Annotated in this window: 18 protein-coding genes and 1 pseudogene; 12 read left to right on the top strand and 7 right to left on the bottom strand. The window is 64.8% G+C overall.

Annotated elements, in window-relative coordinates; all coding sequences use genetic code 11:
* Window positions 1-153 precede the first annotated feature (153 nt).
* The 7 genes from HWY30_RS08500 (at window position 154) to ureG (ending at window position 5,538) form a co-directional block, all read left to right on the top strand.
* Window positions 154-966, top strand: coding sequence for a transporter substrate-binding domain-containing protein (locus HWY30_RS08500; RefSeq protein WP_090803364.1), 813 nt, complete (start codon window positions 154-156; stop codon window positions 964-966).
* Window positions 967-1,127: 161 nt separating this feature from the next.
* Window positions 1,128-1,430 (top strand): urease subunit gamma, encoded by a 303-nt coding sequence (gene ureA, locus HWY30_RS08505; protein WP_008923043.1) that lies wholly within the window; start codon window positions 1,128-1,130, stop codon window positions 1,428-1,430.
* A gap of 25 nt (window positions 1,431-1,455) precedes the next feature.
* On the top strand, window positions 1,456-1,761 hold the full coding sequence (locus HWY30_RS08510; RefSeq protein ID WP_018419648.1) for an urease subunit beta: 306 nt from the start codon (window positions 1,456-1,458) through the stop codon (window positions 1,759-1,761).
* 82 nt (window positions 1,762-1,843) lie between these two features.
* Complete coding sequence (gene ureC / locus HWY30_RS08515; RefSeq protein ID WP_090803362.1) at window positions 1,844-3,550, top strand: urease subunit alpha; 1,707 nt, start codon at window positions 1,844-1,846, stop codon at window positions 3,548-3,550.
* A gap of 2 nt (window positions 3,551-3,552) precedes the next feature.
* Window positions 3,553-4,188, top strand: coding sequence for an urease accessory protein UreE (ureE, locus tag HWY30_RS08520; RefSeq protein ID WP_090803361.1), 636 nt, complete (start codon window positions 3,553-3,555; stop codon window positions 4,186-4,188).
* Window positions 4,175-4,855, top strand: a complete 681-nt coding sequence (locus HWY30_RS08525; RefSeq protein ID WP_090805603.1) for an urease accessory protein UreF — start codon at window positions 4,175-4,177, stop codon at window positions 4,853-4,855. The genes ureE and HWY30_RS08525 overlap by 14 nt, the downstream gene beginning before the upstream one ends.
* Window positions 4,856-4,875: 20 nt before the next feature.
* Window positions 4,876-5,538, top strand: coding sequence for an urease accessory protein UreG (ureG, locus tag HWY30_RS08530; protein WP_090803359.1), 663 nt, complete (start codon window positions 4,876-4,878; stop codon window positions 5,536-5,538).
* A gap of 231 nt (window positions 5,539-5,769) precedes the next feature.
* On the opposite strand, the gene waaA is transcribed toward ureG, so the two are convergent.
* The 4 genes from waaA to HWY30_RS08550 form a co-directional block, all read right to left on the bottom strand.
* Window positions 5,770-7,083: a lipid IV(A) 3-deoxy-D-manno-octulosonic acid transferase gene (gene waaA / locus HWY30_RS08535; RefSeq protein WP_090803358.1), complete on the bottom strand. Its 1,314-nt coding sequence runs from the start codon at window positions 7,081-7,083 to the stop codon at window positions 5,770-5,772.
* 88 nt (window positions 7,084-7,171) lie between these two features.
* The gene (gene kdoO, locus HWY30_RS08540) at window positions 7,172-8,056 is read right to left on the bottom strand and encodes a Kdo hydroxylase KdoO (RefSeq protein WP_090803357.1); all 885 of its coding nucleotides are present in this window, start codon (window positions 8,054-8,056) and stop codon (window positions 7,172-7,174) included.
* An 80-nt stretch (window positions 8,057-8,136) separates the two neighbouring features.
* Window positions 8,137-9,138: a lipopolysaccharide heptosyltransferase I gene (gene waaC / locus HWY30_RS08545; RefSeq protein WP_090803356.1), complete on the bottom strand. Its 1,002-nt coding sequence runs from the start codon at window positions 9,136-9,138 to the stop codon at window positions 8,137-8,139.
* Between the two features lie 175 nt (window positions 9,139-9,313).
* A complete protein-coding gene (locus tag HWY30_RS08550) occupies window positions 9,314-10,708 on the bottom strand; it encodes a phosphomannomutase/phosphoglucomutase (RefSeq protein ID WP_090803354.1) in 1,395 nt (464 codons plus the stop codon).
* Window positions 10,709-11,050: 342 nt separating this feature from the next.
* On the opposite strand from HWY30_RS08550, the gene HWY30_RS08555 reads away from it, so the two are divergent.
* The 4 genes from HWY30_RS08555 (at window position 11,051) to galE (ending at window position 15,456) form a co-directional block, all read left to right on the top strand.
* Window positions 11,051-12,313, top strand: a complete 1,263-nt coding sequence (locus tag HWY30_RS08555; protein WP_090803353.1) for an oligosaccharide flippase family protein — start codon at window positions 11,051-11,053, stop codon at window positions 12,311-12,313.
* Entirely contained in the window at window positions 12,310-13,140 is an 831-nt protein-coding gene (locus tag HWY30_RS08560) for a glycosyltransferase (protein ID WP_090803351.1), read from the top strand. Before HWY30_RS08555 ends, HWY30_RS08560 begins: the two co-directional genes overlap by 4 nt.
* A 131-nt stretch (window positions 13,141-13,271) precedes the next feature.
* On the top strand, window positions 13,272-14,420 hold the full coding sequence (locus HWY30_RS08565; protein ID WP_090803349.1) for a glycosyltransferase family 4 protein: 1,149 nt from the start codon (window positions 13,272-13,274) through the stop codon (window positions 14,418-14,420).
* Between the two features lie 13 nt (window positions 14,421-14,433).
* Window positions 14,434-15,456 carry a UDP-glucose 4-epimerase GalE gene (gene galE / locus HWY30_RS08570; RefSeq protein ID WP_090803348.1) on the top strand — a complete coding sequence of 341 codons (1,023 nt, stop codon included), beginning with the start codon at window positions 14,434-14,436 and terminating at the stop codon, window positions 15,454-15,456.
* 125 nt (window positions 15,457-15,581) lie between these two features.
* On the opposite strand, the gene HWY30_RS08575 is transcribed toward galE, so the two are convergent.
* A complete protein-coding gene (locus HWY30_RS08575; protein WP_090803346.1) occupies window positions 15,582-17,141 on the bottom strand; it encodes a methyl-accepting chemotaxis protein in 1,560 nt (519 codons plus the stop codon).
* Between the two features lie 248 nt (window positions 17,142-17,389).
* Between HWY30_RS08575 and HWY30_RS08580 the strand changes: the two genes are divergently transcribed.
* Window positions 17,390-18,490, top strand: coding sequence for an MraY family glycosyltransferase (locus HWY30_RS08580; RefSeq protein ID WP_090803345.1), 1,101 nt, complete (start codon window positions 17,390-17,392; stop codon window positions 18,488-18,490).
* Window positions 18,491-18,618: 128 nt separating this feature from the next.
* Here the strand turns inward: HWY30_RS08580 and HWY30_RS08585 are convergent, their stop codons facing one another.
* Together HWY30_RS08585 and HWY30_RS08590 are read right to left on the bottom strand one after the other, a co-directional pair.
* Window positions 18,619-18,876 carry a hypothetical protein gene (locus HWY30_RS08585; RefSeq protein ID WP_090803343.1) on the bottom strand — a complete coding sequence of 86 codons (258 nt, stop codon included), beginning with the start codon at window positions 18,874-18,876 and terminating at the stop codon, window positions 18,619-18,621.
* Window positions 18,857-19,374: pseudogene (locus HWY30_RS08590) on the bottom strand (DUF2778 domain-containing protein). Before HWY30_RS08590 ends, HWY30_RS08585 begins: the two are co-directional and overlap by 20 nt.
* Between the last annotated feature and the right edge of the window lie 250 nt (window positions 19,375-19,624).

Genomic DNA, 19,624 nt, shown 5'->3' on the forward strand with positions numbered 1-19,624 from the left:
CGCCCCAACCCTGTGCGCGAACTGGCGTAGCACGCCGCCACGCCACGCCGCAGAGGGATGGCACACAGCTTGCATTGCACTCGCCACTTCGCGGCCGACCACGCTGAAGCCAGCGACGACCCGACACCCACGACACCACCACTGCTCACGCCCATGACCCGCACTCTCTCCCGCTCCGCGCGCCGCGCCTTGCTGGCCGCATTGCTCGCCTTGCCCATCGTCGCCGATCTCGCGTTTCATGCGGGCCCCGCGCACGCCGACACGCTCGACAACATCGCCAAGGCCGGCGTGCTGAAGGTCGCCGTGCCCGAGGACTATCCGCCGTTCGGCTCGGTCGGCCCCGACATGAAGCCGCAGGGCTATGACATCGACACGGCCGCGCTGCTCGCCAAAGCGATGAACGTGAAGCTCGAACTCGTGCCGGTCAACAGCGCGAACCGCATTCCGTATCTGCAAACGGGCAAGGTCGACCTCGTGATCTCGTCGCTCGGCAAAACGCCCGAGCGCGAGAAGGTGATCGACTTTTCGAGCGCGTACGCGCCGTACTACCAGGGCGTGTTCGGTCCCGCCGACATCAAGGTGAGCGGTCCCGCCGATCTCACCGGCAAGACCGTCGGCGCGACGCGCGGCGCGCTCGAGGAAATCGGTCTCACGCAGATGGCGCCGAACGCGACGATCAAGCGCTTCGAGGACAACAACGCGACGATCGCCGCGTTCCTGTCCGGCCAGGTGCAGTTGATCGCGGCCGGCAACATCGTCGCGGCCGCGATCCTGGCGAAGAATCCGCCGCGCCGTCCGGAGCCGAAGTTCGTGATCAAGAACTCGCCGTGCTTCGTCGGCATGAACAAGAATGAGCCGCGCCTGCAACAGAAGGTCGATGCCGCGATCGCCCAGGCCAAACACGACGGCACGCTCGGTGCGATGTCGAAGAAGTGGTTTGGCGCACCGCTGCCCGCCGACCTGTAATTCTGCAAACGCGGTGGCACGCGCGGTCGCAAACGTAGTTGTAAGCGCGCCGTTAGCCGGACTTGATACCGTGACCGGATGATCGCGCGACGCCAGGCCCCCGTCGCCGCGACGCGACCACGACGCCGCCACGACACATCAAACGCCGAGACCCACACCCGATGAAGCTGACACCTCGCGAGAAGGACAAGCTGCTGATCTTCACCGCCGCGCTGCTCGCCGAACGGCGCCGCGCGCGCGGCCTCAAGCTGAACTATCCGGAGGCGGTCGCCTTCATCACCGCCGCGCTGATGGAAGCCGCGCGCGACGGCAAGAGCGTCGCCGAGGTGATGCACTACGGCACCACGCTGCTCACGCGCGCCGACGTGATGGAGGGCGTGCCCGAGATGATCCCCGACATCCAGGTCGAAGCGACGTTTCCCGACGGCACCAAGCTCGTCACCGTCCATCACCCGATTCCCTGAACTCCTCTTCGTCAAGGCAGGCCCCATGATTCCCGGCGAACTCCTCATCGACGACGGCGAGCACGAACTGAACGCGGGCCGCGCGACGGTCACGGTGGTCGTGTCGAATACCGGCGACCGTCCCGTGCAGATCGGCTCGCATTACCATTTCTACGAGGTGAACGACGCGCTGTCGTTCGATCGCGAAGCGGCGCGCGGCTTTCGCCTGAACATCGCGGCGGGCACCGCGGTGCGCTTCGAGCCCGGTCAGGAGCGCACGGTCGAACTCGTCGCGCTGGCCGGCGAGCGCATTGTCTACGGCTTCAACGGCAAGGTGATGGGCAAGCTGTGATGCGCTGCCCGCGCCCTGGCGTTTCGACCGCCCTGCTCCGCCTTGCCTGTCGCTCGCTTGTAGCTCATTCCGGACCCACACCATGACACTACGCATTGGCCGCCGCGCATACGCGGAGATGTTCGGCCCCACCACCGGCGACCGCGTGCGCCTCGCCGACACCGAACTGCTGATCGAGATCGAGCGCGACTTCACGACCTACGGCGAAGAGGTCAAGTTCGGCGGCGGCAAGGTGATTCGCGACGGCATGGGCCAGTCGCAGCGCGTGCATGCCGAGGTCGTCGATACCGTCGTGACGAACGCGGTGATCCTCGATCACTGGGGCGTCGTGAAGGCCGACATCGGCATCAAGGACGGCCGCATCGCGGCGATCGGCAAGGCCGGCAATCCCGACATCCAGCCGAATGTGACGATCGCGATTGGAGCCGCCACCGAAGTGATCGCGGGCGAAGGGCTGATCGTGACCGCGGGCGGCATCGATACGCACATCCACTTCATCAGCCCGCAGCAGATCGAGGAAGCGCTCGCGAGCGGCGTGACGACGATGCTCGGCGGCGGCACCGGCCCCGCGACCGGCACGAATGCGACCACCTGCACGCCGGGGCCGTGGCATCTCGAACGCATGCTGCAAGCGGCCGACGGCTATCCGATGAACCTCGGCTTTCTCGGCAAGGGCAACGTGAGCCAGCCGGCACCGCTGACCGAACAGATCGCCGCGGGCGCGATCGGTTTGAAGCTGCACGAAGACTGGGGCACGACGCCCGCGGCGATCGACAACTGCCTTGGCGTCGCCGACGATACCGACACGCAGGTCGCGATCCACACCGATACGCTAAACGAAGCGGGCTTCGTCGAAGCGACCGTCGCCGCGTTCAAGGGCCGCACGATCCACACGTATCACACCGAAGGCGCGGGCGGCGGCCACGCCCCGGACATCATCAAGGTGTGCGGCGAAGCGAACGTGCTGCCGTCGTCGACGAATCCGACGCGGCCCTACACGGTCAACACGCTCGACGAGCATCTCGACATGCTGATGGTGTGCCATCACCTCGATCCGTCGATTGCCGAAGACATCGCGTTCGCCGAATCGCGGATTCGCCGCGAGACGATCGCCGCCGAGGACATCCTGCACGATCTCGGCGCGCTGTCGATGCTTTCTTCGGACTCGCAGGCGATGGGCCGCGTCGGCGAAGTGATCATCCGCACGTGGCAGACCGCGCACAAGATGAAGGTGCAACGCGGCGCGCTGCCCGAGGACAACGCGCGCCACGACAATTTCCGCGCGAAACGCTATGTCGCGAAGTACACGATCAATCCGGCGATCACGCACGGCATCGCGCATGAAGTCGGTTCGATCGAACCGGGCAAGTGGGCCGACCTCGTGTTCTGGGAGCCGGCGTTCTTTGGCATCAAGCCGTCGCTGATCCTGAAGGGCGGCATGATCGCGATGGCGCAGATGGGCGATCCGAATGCATCGATTCCGACGCCGCAGCCCGTGCACTATCGCGAGATGTTCGCGACGCGCGGCGGAGCGCTGGGCCGCACGTCGCTGACCTTCGTGTCGCAACTCGCCGCCGATGCGAAGGTGGCCGAACGCTATGGTTTGCACAAGCGCATCGTCGCGGTGAAAAACTGCCGCAACGTGACGAAGGCCGACATGATTCACAACGCGTGGCGCCCGAACATCAGCGTCGATCCGGAAACCTATCAGGTGATCGCCGACGGCCAGTTGCTGACCTGCGATCCGGCCACCGTGCTGCCGATGGCGCAACGCTATTTCCTGTTCTGATCATGCGTACACTGAACAAACTTCTCGCGCCGCATCTGAAGATCGCGCCGGTACTCGTCAAGCGTGCGCCGACCTTGACGCTCGCGTTCGATGAACGTCGCAAGAGCCGTCTCGCCGCGACGCTCGATGACGGCGAGGAAATCGCATTGCTGTTGCCGCGCGGCACCGTGCTGCGCGATGGCAACGTGCTCGTCGCCGATGATGGCGGGCTCGTGCGTGTCGTTGCGGCTGATGAAGCCGTGCTTGTCGTACGCGCATCGGACGCGTTGACGTTGACGCGCGCCGCCTATCACCTCGGTAATCGTCATACGCCGGTCGAAGTGGGCGCCGATTATCTGAAGCTCGAATACGATCCGGTGCTCGCCGACATGCTCGAGCGCATCGGCGCCACGGTCGAGCGGGTGTCGCTGCCGTTTCAGCCTGAAGCCGGGGCGTATGGCGGTGGACATAAGCATGGGCACGACGAGACGTTCGCCGAGGACTATGCGATCGCGCAGCAGGTGTTTGGTGAGCATCATGGGCATGAGCATGCTCATGCCCATGAGGGCTCTTCGCACTCGCACGATCACGACCATGACCACGTGCACGACGAATCGTGCGGACATGGACACCACCCGCATCGTCATGCGCATCGCTGAATTCACCGCGCTGCTGCATCTCGCGTCGCCAGCACTGCCGATTGGCGCGTTCAGCTATTCGCAGGGTCTCGAAGCGGCGATTGAAGTGCAGCTCATCATCGATGCCGACTCCGCGCGCATATGGATCGAACGCGGCCTGACCGACGTGCTCGCGCGCGGCGAGTTGCCGTTCCTCGCGCAGCAGATTGAACGCTGGCGCACGCACGACGCCGTTGAACTTGCCGACGCCAACGCCGAATTCCTCGCGAGTCGCGAGTCCGCCGAACTGCGCCGCGAAACGGAGCAGATGGGCTGGTCGCTGCGACAGCTGTGTGTGTCGCTCGAATGGGGCGACGTGGCGAGGCGCGAAACGCTCGCGTCGCTGACGCCGCTCGCGCAGCCGAGCGCGTTCGCATTCGCCGCTCACGCGCACAATGCTCCGGTCGATGCCGCGCTCGCCGCCTATGCGTTTAGCTGGGTCGAGAACCAGGCCGCCGCCGCGTTGAAGGCGGTGCCGCTCGGCCAGCTCGCGGGGCAACGCATCATCGTCGCGCTGCGTGAGCCGATCGAGGCGGCCGTCGCGCGCGCGCTCGCGACCTCGCGTGACGACCTCAACACGTTCGCGCCGCAGCTCGGCATTCTGTCGGCGCGCCACGAGTCGCAGTATTCGCGGCTCTTCCGCTCGTAGCACGATTCCCACGATCCATCATGAACGCATCTCATCATTCCGCTTCCCATACCGCGAGCCAGATCCGCACGAAGAAGCTGCCGCCGCTGCGCGTGGGCGTCGGCGGCCCGGTTGGCTCGGGCAAGACCACGCTGCTCGAAATGCTGTGCAAGGCGATGCGCGGCCAGTACGACCTCGTCGCGATCACGAACGACATCTATACGAAAGAGGATCAGCGTCTGCTGACCGTCGCGGGCGCGCTGCCGGCCGAGCGCATCATGGGCGTCGAGACGGGCGGCTGCCCGCACACCGCGATCCGCGAGGACGCATCGATCAACCTCGAAGCGGTCGACCGCATGCTCACGCGTTTTCCGGATGCGGACATCGTGTTCATCGAATCGGGCGGCGACAACCTCGCGGCGACCTTCAGCCCGGAGCTGTCGGACCTGACGATCTACGTGATCGACGTCGCGGGCGGCGAGAAGATTCCGCGCAAGGGCGGACCTGGGATCACGAAGTCGGATCTGCTCGTGATCAACAAGACGGATCTGGCGCCGCTGGTGGGCGCGAACCTCGACGTGATGGCATCGGACGCGAGGAAGATGCGCGGCGAGCGGCCGTTTGTGATGTGTAATCTGAAGGCGCTCGAGGGCCTCGACGACGTGGTGAAGTTTATTGAAAAGAAGGGATTGTTGAAGGTGTAAGCAAGTGACGCTTCACTCGCCGGGATGGCATTCGCGCAGGACACACCTCCGCAGGAAGAGGAAGCGGTCGACGCCGTAGCGCCGACACAAGCCCAATAAGCGACGAGTCGGTCGCGAAGCAGCAATAACACTCGGACGGTTCATATCACATAAGCAAGCGTTAGCCACAAAGTGCGTGGCGCTTGCGGCTTGAATAATTCGCTCGGCGCGGTCGTCACCGGCGTTCCGAGACTACTCCGGCAACAACGCCGCCAACACATCCACCGTCCTCGCCGTCGCCCCGCGATGCCTCGCCGCAAACGCGGCAGCCGCACCGCCCATCGCGAGCCGCCGCGACTTGTCGCCGAACAGCTCGCGCAGCGCGCGCGCCAGATCGGCCGGGTCCTGCACCTGCACGGCGGCACCGGCCGCGACCGCATCGGCGGTGGCTTGTGTGAAGTTGAACACGTGCGGCCCGATCAGCACCGGCACGCCGACCGCGCACGCTTCGATCAGGTTCTGTCCGCCAAGCGGCAACAGACTGCCGCCGATAAACGCAAGATCCGACGCCGCGTAGTAAGCGCCCAACTCGCCCATCGAATCGCCGAGCAGCACGTTCATCTCGCGAGGCAGCGGCGCCACGCCATCGTCAGCGGTGCGCGCCGCCGACGCGACCTTCGCATCGGGCGCCCAACTCGATCGGCGTTCGAGCCGCAACCCCGCTTTCTCGACGAGCGCCGCGACTTCATTGAAGCGCTGCGGATGACGCGGCACCAGAATCAGCAGCGCATCGTCGATGCCGAGCGCCGCGAACGCCTCGAGCACGAGCGCTTCTTCGCCCTCGCGCGTGCTCGCCGCGACCCACACGGGCCGCGTGCCGATCGCCGCGCGCCACGCGTGGCCGCGTGCCGCGAGTTCGGGCGGCGTGCTCATGTCGAACTTCAGATTGCCGAGCACCGCGACATTGCGCGCGCCGAGCGAGGTCAACCGCTCGGCATCGGACGGACTCTGCGCGAGCACGCGCGCGAAGCCGCCGAACACGTCCTTCGTCGCACCGCCGAATTTCGCCGCGCGCTTGAACGAACGCGCCGACATCCGCGCGTTGGTCAGCACGAGCGGCACGTCGGCGCGACGGCACTCGTCGATCAGGGTGGGCCACACCTCGGTTTCCATCACGAGACCGAGCGACGGCCGCCACACGCGCAAGAAGCGCCGTACCGCATGCGGCATGTCGTACGGTAGATAACTGCGCAACACGCGGTCGCCGAAAATCTCGATGCCGGTCGCGCGGCCGCTCGGCGTCATGTGCGTAAGCAGAATGTGCGCGTCGGGGCGCGCCTTCGTCAGCGCATCGATCAGCGGCTGCGCGGCGCGCGTCTCGCCGACCGACACCGCATGCACCCAGATCAACGGCGCGCTGTCCTCCAACAGGCGCCCGCGCGAATAACCGAAGCGCTCGCCGATATGCTCGCGATAACCGCGCTCCTTACGCGAACGGATCAACAGACGCAGCACCGCAAGCGGCGCGATGAGCCACCAGAGCGCGCGATAGATCGCCCTTAGCATCGGCGCCCCGCGTGATTCGGAAAGCGCAGCGCGCTCACGCGCGCGATGCGGGCCGGCATCTGCCCGGCCCTCGAATCGAGCGCCGCGCTCAAACCAGCGCCCTGCCCTTCAGGCGCTCGAGAATGCCGAGCGGCGCGCATTCCGGCTGCGCCATCGCCTTCACTGGCAGGAAGAAAGTCTGCTCCAGCATGAACTGGCCGGACATCACCGCATGCGAGGTCTGGTCGGAGAAGCACACCCACACGCTGCCCGGTGGAAACGGCATGGTCTGTTGCGGGCTCGTCTTCTGATAGTCGAGGTCGGCCTTCATGCCGTCGTGCAGACTGAGCATCAGATGATCGTATTCGCTGCGCAGCGATTTGGTCACGTGCAGCAGGTTCAGCAGCCACGCGGAGCCGGGCATCTGCGGCTTGATACGCGGCAGGAAGCGCTGCGCCATGTCCTCGAACGGCTCGCCGACGCGCCATACGCGCGGCACGCCATGGGGATTGACGTTGGTGAACACGCGCAGGATGCGCTCGCCGTAATTCGGCCGCGACGGAAACGCGTCGACGTGCAGACGGCTATCGTCCTTGCGCCACGAGGTTTCGCGTGTCTCGACCTGATGCAGCCGCAGGCTCGTCGGCGCGACCCGCAGCTTGCCGCTGTACTCGGGAAAGAGCCCGTCGACGAGCGTGCGCGCATTCGCCTGATAACGCGCGATCAACGCGCGCACCGCCGATTGCGTGACCGCATCGCCGGCCACGCCATGCAGCGCGCCGCCGTTCGGTTCGAGGCTGATGTTCTTGCGGTTCGGATCGGCGAGCGCCGGGTCGAGCAGCGCCTGCTCGCCACCCTCGATCGCGAAGCGCAGGTTCGGGAAGTACAGCACCTTGCCGCGCTCGACGCCGGCGAGCAGCGTCTCTCGAGGCACGGACAGGTTGCAGCCGTGCCAGTCGGCGTTCGCTACTTCGATGATCTGGGTTTCGTTCATGGTCGCCCTTTGGAACGGAGGGTGCGCAAGGCGAAGCGCACCGACAGGATGCAGCAGGTGCTGATGCCGGCCGGCCCGGGTTACAACAGCCCGAAGCCGGCAAGCACCGACTTCACCTGCTGCAGCGTAGGCGGCTGCCCCGCCGCGCCGAGATTGACGACGTTCGGCGACCAGTAGCCGCCGGTGCGCCACGCGGTCGAGAAATTGTACAACTCGACCGTGGGCCGCTTCAGCGCCGCCGCGATATGGACCAGACCTGTGTCAACCCCGACCGTCGCGGCGGCGCCATCGATCAGCCCCACCACCGCCGGCAGCGACAGCTTCGGCGGCACGATCGCGGCCGCGCCGAACTCCTTCGCGAGCCGCTCGCTGGTCGCGCGCTCGGCGTCGCTGCCCCACGGCAGCACGATCGACGCGCCGCGCCGCACCAGCGCCTGCCCGAGTTCGATCCACGCGGCATCGGGCCACTGCTTGTCGGCGCGCGAAGTCGCGTGCACGAACACCACGTACGGCACCGGCAGATTCAGATTCGCCTGCGACAGCGCGAGCGCGGCACGGCCCGTGTCGAGACCGAAGTCGATGTCGTCGGTGGGTTGCGGCGGCGGATCGTTCAGCGCCGCAGCCACCAGTTGACGCGTGCGTTCGACCACGTGCGTGCGCGGCGCGATCGGCACGCGCCGCCCGTAGAAAAAGCGCACCGGCCATTCGTAGCCGGCGCCTTCGGTACGGTTGCCGAGGCCGACGAGCGGTCCGCGCGCCATGTTCGCGAGCCACGCGGTCTTGATGAGGCCCTGGCAGTCGATCACCAGATCGTAGTGCTCGGCGGCGAGCGCGCGGCGAAACGCGCCGATCTCGCGCCAGTTGTCGACGGACAGGATGCGCTTGCGCCAGCGCCGCAGCGACACCGGAATCGCGCGCCGCACGCCGGCCACGAGTTCCACGAGCCCGACGAAGCTTTCCTCGACGAGCCAGTCGATCTGCGCGTCGGGATGGCGGCGCCGGATGTCGGCGATCACGGGCATGTTGTGAACGACGTCGCCCAGCGACGACACCCTCACGATCAGTATCTTTTGCGCGCTCAAGAGTGAGAAAACCGGCTATCCGGCTCGAAGATGCGTTGAAAGGACCGCAATTCTAGCGCGCCGTCCATGAAAGACATGAAAAACGCGGCGCGGTAAGGCAACCCGCGCCGCGTTCGGTATTGGCGACGCTTCGAGCCGTCTTAACGAACCTCGAAGCGCAGCGCCACTTCAGCCGTCAGAACGGCAGTTTCGCATCGGCCTTCTCCGCGAGAATCACGCGGCGGAAGTCGTCCTGGATGCGTTTGAGCGCCGCGTCGTTGTCGGCCTCGAAACGCATCACCACGACCGGCGTCGTGTTCGACGAACGCGCGAGGCCGAAGCCGTCCGGATACTCGACGCGCAGACCGTCGATCTTCACGACGTTGTCCGCGCCGGTGAACTTCGCGTTCTGCTGCATACGCGCGATCAGCTCGAAGTTCTCGCCTTCCTCGAGTTTCAGCTGCAGCTCGGGCGTGGAGTGCGAGTTCGGCAGCGAGTTCAGCAGCTTGCTCGGGTCGGCGACACGCGTGAGGATCTCGAGCAGACGCGCCCCCGTGTACAGGCCGTCGTCGAAACCATACCAGCGGTCCTTGAAGAACACGTGGCCGCTCATTTCGCCAGCCAGCGGCGCGCCGGTTTCGCGCAGCTTCGCCTTCACGAGCGAGTGGCCGGTCTTCCACATCAGCGGCTCGCCGCCCTTGTCCTTGACCCACTTCGCGAGATTGCGCGTGCACTTCACGTCGTAAATGATCTGCGCGCCCTTGTTGCGCGACAGCACTTCTTCGGCGAACAGCATCAGCTGACGGTCCGGGTAGATGATCTGGCCGTCTTTGGTGACGACGCCGAGGCGGTCGCCGTCGCCGTCGAACGCGAAGCCGATTTCCGCATCCGTTTCCTTCAGCGCGCGAATCACGTCTTCGAGGTTCTCCGGGTGCGCCGGGTCCGGGTGGTGATTCGGGAAGTTGCCGTCGACTTCAGTGAACAGTTCGACGAGTTCGCAGCCGAGCTTCCTGAACAGCTTCGGCGCGAGCTCGCCGGCCACGCCGTTGCCGGTATCGACGACGATCTTGATCGGACGCGCGAGCTTCACGTCGCTCGCGATGCGCTCGAGATACGCGTCGGCGATGTCGTACTCGGCGTAGCTGCCGCTGCCGTCGGCGAAGTTCTCGTCGACGATGCGCTGATGCAGCGCGAGAATCTGCTCGCCGTAAATGGCCGCGCCGCGCAGCACCATCTTGAAGCCGTTGTAGTCCGGCGGATTATGGCTACCCGTCACGACGATGCACGAGTCGACGCGGCGCTCGCCGCCCGCCAGTTTCAACGGTACGCTCGCCGCGAAGTAGCCGACCGGCGTGGGCACCATGCCCACGTTCACGACATCGACGCCGGCCGCACGCAGGCCGTCGGACAGCGCCCCGATCAGCTCGGGGCCCGACAGGCGTCCGTCGCGCGCGACCACGACCGCGTCGCCGCCCTGCGCGCGCACTTCGCTGCCGAATGCGCGACCGATGGAACGCGCGGCGTCGGCGTCGAGCGTCTTGCCAATGACGCCACGAATGTCATACGCCTTGAAAATGGATTTGGAGATCATGTTGGCTCACTTGCGTGCAATGGAAAATTTTGACCTGCGCACCGACCTCGACCGGTAACAATCGCCGGTTAAAACGCGGTAAAAATTCGCGTTAAAAACCACGGTAATACTCACGTTAAAAACACCTGTTACCGCGCCTCGATGCGCCCTTGCCGGAAGCGGTCCGGTTCCAACTTATAATTGCGTTTTTCTGACCAGCCTGAATACCGCCATTCTAATGCTTAGACGCCCTCCATTTGTAAAGTTGCCGTGGCTGCCGGCCGGGTGGGCGAATGCGCATAGCGCCGCATGCATGGCCGTGCGAGGCGGCTTGACCGACGCGCAGCGGCGAGCGGCCAACGGATGCTGACGGTCAAGCGCTTCGCCAATCCCGACGTCACCCGAGCGTTTACGAACATCGTCTGGCTGGGTCTCGAGCGGCTCACGCAGATCGGCGTCGCAATCGTGATCAGCGGCATGCTCGCGCGTTACTTCGGGCCCGAAACGTTCGGCAAATGGCAGTACGCGAATACGCTGCTGCTGGTGCTGTCGCCGATCACCTGGGTCTGCGGCGCGGAAATCCTCGTACCGACCATCGTCAACCGGCCGCCCGGACAACTCGGTACCGTCCTCGGCAGCGCGTTCGCGTTGCGCATCTCCGTCTCGGCCGTTGCGCTGCTGCTTACGTGGCTCGGCATTGCGCTGCACTTCTTCGAACCGCTCGTCGGTGCGATGCTCGCCGGCCTCGCGGTGACGATGCTGTTTCGCGAGCCGTTCGTCGGCGTGATCAACGCGTGGCTGCAAAGCATGACCTACAGCAAGCCGCAATTGCTGACCAGCATGAGCACCGCGGTGATCAAGGCGGCTCTCGTCTATCTGCTGGTGCGCGCGACGGCCGCGCCCGCGCGTTTCGGCTGGCTGTGGGCGCTCGAATCGGCGGCGATCGGCGCGGTGCTGTTGCTCTACTTCATGCGCCGGCATGGCGGCAAGCTGGGCTGGCATGTCGAACGTTCGCTCTTCAGGCACTTCGCGAGCGCGGGCACCGTGTTCTGGCTCGGGCTCATCTGTATGTATCTATTTCTGAAACTGGACCGGCTGATGCTCGAGCGCGCGATTTCGTTCGCCGACCTCGGTCGCTACTCGGCCGCCCAGCAGTTGAATGAAAACTGGATCACGCTCGCGCTGATGCTCGCGCAAACCATTGCGCCCGCATTCGTCTACCGCGTGCAAGGCATCGCGCAACTGCGCCGCAACATGTGGCGGCTCACCGCGCTGACCGCCGTGCTGATGGTGTGCGGCGCGTTCGTGCTCGATCTGCTCGCGGGCTTCATCATCCGCCGTGTGTTCGGGCCGGACTTCGAAGGCGCGATCGAAATCTTCCGCTGGGCCGTGTGGCTGTCGGTGCCCGCCGGCGTCGAGGCGATCGGCAATCTGGTCGTACTCAAATATCAGGCCAAGTTCGTATTGCTCGCCAAGTGGCTGCTCGCGCTCGCCGTCGCGTTCGCGGTCAATCTGCTGGCGATCCCGCGGCTCGGCGCGTATGGCGCGCTCGTCGGCCTCGCGGCCGGCTATCTGGCGGCCGCCTCGGTCAATCTCTATTACATCCGTTTCAAATTGCGCCCATGACGAACTCATCCGCCACCGCGCAAACCACGCTCGACGACGTCGCGGTGCTGATACCCGCCTATAACGGTCAGACGGACGTCGATTCTACGCTCGCGTCGTTCGAAGAAAGTGCGCTAGTGCACGTACTGATCGTCGATGACGGCAGCACGCCGCCGATCGTCGCGCCCACGCTGCCGAACCTGAAGATCGAAGTGCTGCGCATGGCGCAGAACGGCGGTATCGAGCGTGCGCTGCAAACCGGCGTCGACGCGCTCGCGCGGCGCGGCTTTCGCTATGCGGCGCGCATCGACGCGGGCGATCGCGCGGTGCCACAGCGGCTCGCGAAGCAGCGCGCGTTCATGCAAGCGCATCCGAACGTGGCGGGCCTCGGCATGTGGACCCAGGTCGTCACGCGCACGGGCGAGCCGCTTTTCATGCTGACGCCGCCGGCCGAGCCGAACGTGATCCGGCGCCAGCGCTTTTTCCGCTCGTGCCTCGCGCATCCGTCGATGATGCTGCGTATCGATGCCGTCCGCACAGTCGGCAACTACCGCGCCGCGTATCGTTCGGCGGAGGACCTCGATCTGTTCGTACGTCTGATGGAACGCTATGACTGCGCGAATCTGCCGGAACTGGGCCTTTTCTATGAGCTGAACGAAGGCGGCATCAGCGCGACGAAACGGCGCCGGCAGATCGGTTCGACGCTGCGTTTGCAGTTGCGCTACTTCAACGTGGCCAATCCGTACGACTGGTTGGGCCTCGCGAAGAATCTGTTGCATCTGATGCTGCCTTATCGCACGTTACAGCGGGTCAAGCGCGCGCTGCTCACGCCGCGCGCGAACCGTTGAGTCGCGCCGCGTGTGAGCGCTGTCGTTGCCGCTGTCGCTGTCGCTTCATTCGCTGAGGTTCGCGCCGCATCGTAGGGCGCTGTCTTCGTATCAATGGTCCACACTTCATTCAACGCCCGGCATTTCTTCGCATGAAGCCCTCTTTCAAGTCGACGCCCGCGCTACGCATTACACTCGTTTGCAACACGGCCTGGGCAATCTATACCTATCGGCAAGGGCTGATCCGCACGCTGATCGGGCGCGGCGTCGACGTGACGGTGCTCGCGCCGCGCGACCGCACGTTCGAGTTGCTCGCCGCGATGGGCTGCCGTTGCATCGAGCTGCCGATGGCGTCGAAAGGCACGAGTCCGGGCGAAGATCTGCGCACGCTCGTCGCGCTGTATCGGCAGTACAGGACCATCCGTCCGCATGTCGTGTTTCACTACACGATCAAGCCGAACATCTACGGCTCGATCGCGGCGAAGCTGGCTGGCGTGCAGTCGGTGGCGGTCACCACCGGGCTCGGCTACGTGTTCATCCAGCACAGCCGCGCCGCGCAGATCGCCAAAAGGCTGTATCGTTTTGCGTTCCGCTTTCCGCGTGAAGTGTGGTTCCTGAATCGCGACGATCAGGCCGCGTTCATCGACGGCAAGCTGCTCGTGCATCCGGAGCGCGCGCGGCTGTTGCACGGCGAGGGCGTCGATCTCGAGCAGTTCGCGTTCACGCCGCTGCGCGAGCGCGCGGAGTTTCGCTTCGTGCTGATCGGGCGGCTGCTGTGGGACAAAGGCGTCGGCGAATACGTCGAGGCCGCGCGGCAATTGCGCGCGCGCTATCGCCACGCGCGCTTTCAGCTGCTCGGGCCGGTCGGCGTCGACAATCCGAGCGCGATCACGCGCGAGGAAGTCGCCGCGTGGGAACAGGAAGGCGTGATCGAATATCTGGGCGAGGCGCACGACGTGCGGCCGTTCATCGCCGATGCCGATTGCGTGGTGCTGCCGTCGTATCGCGAAGGCGTGCCGCGCACGCTGATGGAAGCGTCGGCGATGGGCCGGCCGATCGTCGCGACCGACGTGCCCGGCTGCCGCGAGGTGGTGGCCGACGGCGTCAACGGCTTGTTGTGCGAAGCGCGCAATGCGCAGAGCCTTGCCGCGAGTCTCGCGCGCATGCTCGACATGAGCGGCGCGGAGCGGCGCGCGATGGCGGAACGCGGCCGGCAGAAAGTCGCGACCGAATTCGACGAACGCATGGTCGTCGAAACCTATAAAGACCTGGTGCAAAAAATCACGGGTGTTTTACTTTAATGGGAGCAACAGCATGACCATGAAGGGCACGATTCTGGTAACGGGCGGCGCGGGTTTCATCGGCTCGCACACCTGCGTCGAACTGCTGAACGGCGGCTACGACGTCGCGGTGATCGACAACCTCGTGAACAGCAAGCGCGAAGCGGTGCGGCGCGTCGAGAAAATCACCGGCCGTGCGGTGAGCTTCTACGACGACGACGCGCGCGACGCAGCCGCGCTGCAGCGGATTTTCGATGTGCATCCGATCACCGGCGCGATCCATTTCGCGGCGCTGAAAGCGGTCGGCGAGTCGGTCGCGAAGCCGATCGAGTACTACGCGAACAACGTCGGCAGCCTGCTGACGCTACTCGGCGTGATGCGCGATCGCAACGTCAAGCAGTTCGTGTTCAGTTCGTCGGCAACGGTGTACGGCGTGCCGAAGAGCTCGCCTATCGACGAATCGTTCCCGCTGTCGGCGACCAATCCGTATGGTCAATCGAAGCTGATCGCCGAGCAGATCCTGCGCGATCTCGAAGTGTCGGACCCATCGTGGCGCATCGCGACGCTGCGCTACTTCAATCCGGTCGGCGCGCATGAAAGTGGCCTGATCGGCGAAGATCCGGCCGGCATTCCGAACAACCTGATGCCGTACGTCGCCCAGGTCGCGGTCGGCAAGCTCGACCGCCTGCGCGTGTTCGGCGGCGACTACGAGACGCCCGACGGCACCGGCGTGCGTGACTACATCCACGTGGTCGATCTCGCGCGCGGGCATCTCGCCGCACTCGATGCGCTCGTCGAGCGCGATGCGAGCTTCGTCGTCAATCTCGGCACGGGCCAGGGCTATAGCGTGCTCGACGTGGTGCGCTCGTTCGAGAAGGCGTCGGGGCGGCCGGTGCCGTACGAGATCGTCGCGCGCCGCCCGGGCGACGTCGCGCAGTGTTTCGCGGACCCGAGCGCGGCCGAGAAAATCATCGGCTGGCGCGCGCAGTTCGGCATCGAGCGCATGTGCGCGGACCACTGGCGCTGGCAGTCGACGAATCCGCAGGGGTTTGCATAAAGCGCTTCGGCACCAGCGCATCCCGTTAAAAAAGTGGCGGCGGCATTCGCGTAGCGCGGATGCCGCCGCCGTTTGCTTTGGCGCTCACCTCGTCAGAACGGTGAGCGCCGTGGCTGCTGAACGCGTTACGCCGTTGCCCCTTCCAGCTGGAACACCGCGACCGCATCACGCAACGCCATCGCATGCTCTTCCAGCGACTTCGCCGCGGCCGCCGCCTGCTCGACGAGCGCCGCGTTGTGCTGCGTGACCTCGTCGATCTGCGACACCGCCTTGTTGACCTGCTCGATACCGTCGCTCTGTTCGAGCGCCGACGCCTCGATCTCGCTCATCACGCCGGTCACGCGCTCGACGGCCTTCTGCGCTTCCTGAATCGTCTTCTGCGCATCCGACACCAGCGAGGCCCCCTCCTCGACCTTCGCCGCCGACTCGCCGATCAGCTCCTTGATCTCCTTGGCCGCCGCGCCCGAGCGCTGCGCGAGGCTGCGCACTTCCGAGGCGACCACCGCGAAGCCGCGTCCCTGCTCGCCCGCGCGCGCAGCTTCGACGGCCGCGTTCAACGCGAGAATGTTGGTCTGAAACGCAATCCCCTCGATCATGCCGATGATCTCCGTGACCTTGCGCGACGACTCGCTGATGCCGTCCATCGTCTCGGTCACGCGCGACACCACCTTGCCGCCGCGCGTGACCGTATCGAGCGCGCCGTGCGCGAGGCGGTTCGCCTGCCTGGCGTTGTCGGCGTTCTGTTTCACGGTCGCCGACAGCTGCTCCATGCTCGCCGCGGTCTGCTGCAGCGCGGCCGCCTGCTGCTCGGTGCGCGCCGACAGATCGGCATTGCCCGAGGCGATCTCGTTCGCGCCCTGCGTGATCGCGCTCGTGCTGCCGCGCACCTTGCCGACCGTTTCGACGAGGCCGTCGCGCATCCTCGTCAGCGCGCCGAGCAGCTGGCCCATCTCGTTGCGCGATTTCACCTTGATCGCGACGCTCAGGTCGCCGGCCGCGATGCGCTCGAAGTGCTTGACCGTCGCGTTGACCGGCTTGATCAGCGCCGACGACAACGCGACCCGAGCGCCCACCGCGATCACGAGCGCGATCACCGCGATCGCGCCGAACAGCACTGTCGCGAGCTGGAAGCGTCGCGCGCCGGTCGCGGCCTGCTGATGCTGATTGTCCATCTGCGCTTTTTCGAGCGCGTCGATCGCTTTCGAGTAGGACGCGTACAGGCTGTTCGCCGTGTCGCCCTGGATGTTGCGGAAGGTGTTGAAGTCGAAGTCGGTCAATGCCTTGAATTCCGGTTCGATCGCCTTGTCGACGAGCGCCGCGCGCGCGTCGCCGACGCTCTGCGCGAGCTTGCGCTCTGCGTCGCTCGCGAACGGGCCGGCCATGTAGTTGCGGAAGTCGTTGTTCGATTCGAGCAGCACCTTGTGCGCGGCCGGCAGCAGATCGTCGGTCTGCTTGCCGACGCTGAACAACGTCTGATAGGTGCCCAACGCGAGCTGCACCTGCAGAAGCTTCTCGGAACTCGCCTTCAGATGCGACAGCGCGACCGCACTGCGCTGGGTGTCGTCGAGGCTGTCGTTGGCGAGCTTCAGCGCGCCGTAGCCGACAGCGATCACCGTCAGAAGAAAGGCGACGAATACGCTGATCACGAGCGTCAGTCCGCCACGAATTGTGATGTTATTAAGCATTGGGTCTCCGGAACGCCTTTGTTGCGCGCGACTTACACTTCGTCGCATCCAGGTTTACGGTTGCGGCGCGCGCGCGCCGCATAGGGGGAATCCATGAGGAGCGAGCGCTCACGGGCCTGTGCGGGCCACTTCGGTCTCGTTATTTGGGATTTTTTGCCGGCCTGGATGAAAGCTTCGCGCCCGTGCCGTGCGCCGGCCGCCGCACGTTTCGTTTGTATAATTCCGCGTCTTCGCTCAGGCCCACTTTCATGCTTAGTTTTGCGCTCGGCTTTCTCGTCTCTCTGCTGATCACGCTGTTGATCGTGCGCTATGCGCATCTGCATGAAAAGTTCTCGACCGACACCGATCTGGCCGGCGTCCAGAAATTCCACGTGCGGCCGGTGCCGCGCATCGGCGGGACTGGGATTCTGGTCGGGCTGATCGTCTCTGCGGTGCAATTGCATCGCGCGTATCCGGCCGTATCGGGCAGCATTCTCGGGTTGATCGCGTGCGGCATGCCGGCGTTCGGCTCGGGGCTCGTCGAGGATCTGACCAAGCGCGTGTCGCCGCTCGCACGCCTGATCTGCACGATGGCGGCCGCCGCGCTCGCCTGGTTCTTTCTCGACATCGCGGTCACGCGCATCAGCGTGCCGCCGCTCGACTTTCTGCTGTCATATGCGGCGATCTCGTTCGTGGTCACGGTGCTCGCGGTCGCGGCGCTCGCCAACGCGATCAATATCATCGACGGCTTCAACGGCCTCGCGTCGATGGTCGCGTTCATGATGTTCGCGTCGCTCGCGTATGTGGCGTTCCAGGTGCACGACCCGGTCGTGCTGTCCGCGTCGTTCATGATGATGGGCGCGGTGCTCGGCTTCTTCATCTGGAACTTCCCGGCCGGGCTGATTTTTCTCGGCGACGGCGGTGCTTACTTCATCGGCTTCATGCTCGCCGAGCTGTCGATCCTGCTCGTGATGCGCAATCGCGACGTATCCGCGTGGTATCCGGTGCTGCTCTTCATGTACCCGATCTTCGAGACCTGCTTCTCGATCTACCGCAAGAAGTTCATTCGCGGCATGTCGCCGGGCATCCCGGATGGCGTGCATCTGCATATGCTGGTCTACAAGCGGCTGATGCGCTGGGCGGTCGGCGCGCGCACCGCGCGCGAGCTGACGCGCCGCAACTCGCTGACGTCGCCGTATCTGTGGCTGCTGTGCCTGATCGCGGTCGTGCCGGCGACGCTGTTCTGGCGGCACACGCTGCATCTGTTCTGCTTCGTTGTCGTGTTCGCCGCGACGTATGTGTGGCTTTACGTGAGCATCGTGCGGTTCAAGTCGCCGCGGTGGATGGTGGTGAGGAAGGGGAAGCGGTGAGCAGAAACGACAAAGGCTGAAATCGGCTCACTCGGCTCGAAATGTAGCAATAAATCCTCTCTTCACGAGATTCCTCCAAATTCATCAATGCACGGGATAAACAAAAGCCCCGTCGCCGGGGCTTTCGTCTACCTCGTGCGATACCACCGCCATAGCTTCAGGATCGCCACATACGCCAGCGCCGCCACGATCAGTTCGATAGTCACCCACACCATGTAATACAGGTCATCAGGGTCACGCACACCGAGCCAATCGGAAGCCGCCCAATATGCATTCGACTCGCTTTCTGTCCACTCGTACGGATACGGCCGGACATAAAGAACAGAGAGAACAAACAGCGCCAGAAACAACGTGACCTTGAACAGTCTACGGGCAAGTGTTGCCATATGTGATGACCTCAATTGTTCCGTAGGCCCGAAGCCCCGAAATGCCGGCAAGGATCGTCATGGTGCCCAGCAGCGCATTGCGGATTCTCATGAAATCGCTATGGCTCGGCAAGGTAATGCAACCAAGTGATGCGCCGTGCCCGCCTGCTGGATGCAACCGGAACTGCCCACGCTTGACACCATTGACCCAAGTGAAATCATCGACTAGTCCATCATCCCGATACAGGGCGAACCAGTCACCGTGATTCGACGGATGGCCGAAAACGGCATTCAACGCGTCTTTCCCCATGCGTAAGCCTGTGAATGGATGCCACCAGTCGGACGGTCGACGATCCAGTATTTGCCGGCGGGAATCGGCCCCTTGCTAGGCACAGCCGTGCAGCCGCCCCGATTGCGGTATTGCCGGTCGCCAGAATAAGCGTCAAAGTTGCCGATGCCAGAAATGGTGAGCGGTGATAGTGGCTCGTTATTCACGAGGAATTTGCCGGTGTAGGCCATATGTCACACCTCCTGATTACGCTGACTGTAGGTCATTGCGTCCTGAACAGGTTCCTCCCGTCGTGGAACCTTGACCGTAAGCGCGCGTGCCCCTGGCGCGCTACAGGTCGATTCCCGATTTGCCGCCTCCTTCGCCTGGGATCGGGTAGGAGGCGGGGTTGCCCCCGCCGTCCTCCCACAACACCGGACGTACGGATCACGTATCCGGCGTTTCCTGACGACTGGATTGCTCCAGCGAGCTTCGTTTCGT

Origin of the sequence: Paraburkholderia tuberum STM678 (genome assembly GCF_902833905.1) — a bacterium.
Taxonomy (GTDB): Bacteria; Pseudomonadota; Gammaproteobacteria; order Burkholderiales; family Burkholderiaceae; genus Paraburkholderia; species Paraburkholderia tuberum.